This is a genomic window from Castellaniella sp., from assembly GCF_041675725.1.
Lineage (GTDB): Bacteria > Pseudomonadota > Gammaproteobacteria > Burkholderiales > Burkholderiaceae_B > Castellaniella.
Genome location: NZ_JBAYTI010000121.1, coordinates 1 through 2,905, shown reverse-complemented (window position 1 = coordinate 2,905; position 2,905 = coordinate 1). Strand labels below are relative to the sequence as shown.

Sequence of the window (2,905 nt, the reverse complement as noted above, 5' to 3'; positions counted from 1 at the left end):
GCACCCTGGGTGGCCTGGGTGCTGTGGCAGGGCGACATGGCCTGGAGCCCGAAGGTCCTGCTGTTCATCGGGTTGGCGAGCCTGTTGCACCTAGGCTACAACCTGAGTCTGCAATTGGGCTACCAGAAGACCGACCTGTCCGTGCTCTACCCGGTGGCCCGCGGCACGGGTCCGCTGCTCTCGAGCCTGGTTGCCATCCTGTTCCTGGGCGAAGCAGGTGACCCCGTGCGCCTGGCCGGCATCGCGCTGGTCGTGGCCGGCATCCTGCTGATCGCATCGGACGGGCGGCTGCGCCGCTTCACGACACCCCACGCACGCGGGGCCCTGTGGCGCGGCCTGCTGACGGGGCTGTTCATCGCCGCCTACACGCTGGTCGATGCCTGGAGCGTGAAAATGCTGCTGATCGTACCGGTGGTCCTCGACTGGTGCGCCGCGCTGGGCAACGTGGCCCTGCTCGCCCCCCGGTTCGTGGCCCGGCCCCAAGCCCTGCAGCAGGCCATGCGCGGGCGCTGGTGGCCGGCCTTCTGGGTGGCCGCGCTGTCGCCGCTGGCCTATATCCTGGTGCTGTACGCCTACCGGCTGGGCGGCGACATCAGCCTGGTCGCGCCCCTGCGCGAGATTTCGCTCATGATGGGCACCGTGGCTGGCGTGTTCATCTTGCGGGAACCCGCCTCCTGGGGCCGCTGGCTGGGCTGCGCGATCATCATCGGCGGTGGCGCCCTGCTGGCCTGACCCGGGCACCGGGCACCGAAACGCCGAATAACGCCGTTTCACGGCGAACCGCGCCCGGGAGGCGGTTCTGCCGGTTCTGCCGGTTCGGCAAAAAGCGGCTATCATCATTCACTTGCGGTCCGCGCGACCCCGCCCGCGCCGTCTCCCTGGCCACCCGAACCGGAACCCCATCCATGAGCACTCCATCTTCAGCGGCACGAAGCTGGCTGACCCCCGACATCGAATCTGCGTATGCCTGGATCCGCCTGATCATCTCGCTGCTGGTGGTTACGATCGGCAACGTGGGCATGTACGCAGCCAGCGTGGTGCTGCCGATGGTCGAAGCCGATTTCGGCGTCGGCCGCGCCGACGCCTCGCTGCCCTACGCCGCGACCATGGTCGGCTTCGGGCTGGGCGGCATCGTCATGGGCAAGCTGTCGGACCGCAGCGGCATCTTCATGCCGGTCATCGTCGGGGCCGTGGCCCTGTGCCTGGGTTTCCTGGCGGCCGGGGCCGCCACCCACATTACCGTGTTCATCATCGCCCACGGCGTGCTGATCGGCCTCCTGGGCACGTCGGCCATGTTTGCGCCCATGGTGGCCGATGCCTCGCACTGGTTCACACGCCATCGCGGCATCGCCGTGGCCATCTGCCTGAGCGGCAACTTTCTGGCCGGGGTGGTCTGGCCGCCCATCATGCAGTTCTTCATGCAAGATCACGGCTGGCGCGCCACCTATGCCGGCATCGGCCTGTTCTGCCTGGCCACCCTGGTGCCGCTCGCTTTCTTCCTGCGCCGGCGCTCGCCCGAAGTCGAAGCCAACCGCCGGCTCGACCTCGGCCAGGCGCCTGCCACGCCCACCCCCGCCGCGCATCAGGCGGCGCGCTTGCAAGAACGGCCGCTGGGCATGTCGCCGCGCGCCCTGCTGATCCTGCTGAGCATCGCCGGGGTGGCCTGCTGCGTGGCCATGGCCATGCCGCAGGTGCAGATCGTGGCCCTGTGCTTCGACCTGGGCTATGGCATGACCAACGGCACCAACATGCTCTCGCTGATGCTGGCCATGGGCATCGTCAGCCGGTTGCTGTTCGGCATGCTGTCCGACCGCATCGGCGGGCTGCGGGTGCTGCTGTTGGGTTCGATCCTGCAAACCCTGGCGCTGGTCATGTACCTGTTCAGCCACGGGCTGATGTCGCTGTACATCACGTCGGCCATGTTCGGGCTGTTCCAGGGCGGGATCGTGCCCGCCTATGCCGTCATCGTGCGCGACTATTTTTCGCCGCGCCACGCGGGCACCTTCATTGGCACCGTGCTCATGGCCACCATGGTGGGCATGGCCCTGGGCGGCTGGATGTCGGGCGCCATCCGCGATCTGTCCAGCTCGTACCAGGCCGCCTTCATGAACGGCATCGCCTGGAACGTGCTGAACGCGGCCATCGTCCTGTTCCTGCTGTACCGGGCCGGCGGGCTGCGCCGGCTGCGCCCACAGGCCGCCTGAACCAAACAGCCCGCAGCCCGGACCGCCAGCCGCGCCGGCCACGGCACACGCCGGCCACGTGACCCCCAGGCGCGCCCCGCGCGCTTATGCGCTTACTCGATCAGGCGCAGCTCGGTCAGGGCGCCGGCGATCTGCGCAAATGCGCTGGGCAGGTCGCTGGCATCGGAGACGTCGAAATAGTTGTCGCCCGAGGCGCAGTTCTGCATCAGCGATTTATTGGTGACGTCGTTGCTCAGCGTGAGCGTGAAGATGCGGATCCCCTTGTCCTTGATGTTCGTGCACAGCTGGGCCATGTAGTTGTCCATAGCGGCCACGGTGATGGCCGTGGCCGCAGGCTTGGTGCCGGCCCAGCCGATGTTGGTGGTGGCGGCCGTACAGCCCTGCGTGTAATTGCTCGACGTGATGGTGCTGGGATCGACGATGCGCAGGCCCGACACCGGGCACTGGTTGAAGCTGCTCACACTGGGCAGGTCGATCGCCTTGGTGGCCGTCTTCAGGCTGATTTTCTTGGGATCATCCCATTTGTAACTACAGGTTTGTGTCCTCCCGCTGCTCGTACAGGTTTGTTTGCTGGTCTCTTCGTAGGCATAGGCCATGTTGAAGCCGGCGAACTTGTTTGAATACGACTCGGATACCCTTTGCACCACGCCGCTGGGCGCGTTGTCGCCATCGCTGAGCAGCACAATCACCTTGTTGAGCTT

The 2,905-nt window shown here is 66.7% G+C and carries 3 protein-coding genes; 2 read left to right on the top strand and 1 reads right to left on the bottom strand.

What is annotated here, in order from left to right; translation table 11 throughout:
• Positions 1-732 (top strand): multidrug DMT transporter permease (locus WCZ84_RS13915; protein WP_372686873.1); only part of this gene is annotated, 732 nt, incomplete at its 5' end.
• Between the two features lie 173 nt (positions 733-905).
• Entirely contained in the window at positions 906-2,204 is a 1,299-nt protein-coding gene (locus tag WCZ84_RS13910) for an MFS transporter (protein WP_372686872.1), read from the top strand.
• A 92-nt stretch (positions 2,205-2,296) separates the two neighbouring features.
• On the opposite strand, the gene WCZ84_RS13905 is transcribed toward WCZ84_RS13910, so the two are convergent.
• The coding region (locus tag WCZ84_RS13905) for a hypothetical protein (RefSeq protein WP_372686871.1) at positions 2,297-2,905 on the bottom strand (609 nt) is incomplete at its 5' end.

Excerpts from the sequence above, each read along its gene's own strand:
- WCZ84_RS13910 (WP_372686872.1), top strand. The coding sequence starts at position 906 with ATGAGCACTCCATCTTCAGCGGCACGAAGCTGGCTGACCCCCGACATC.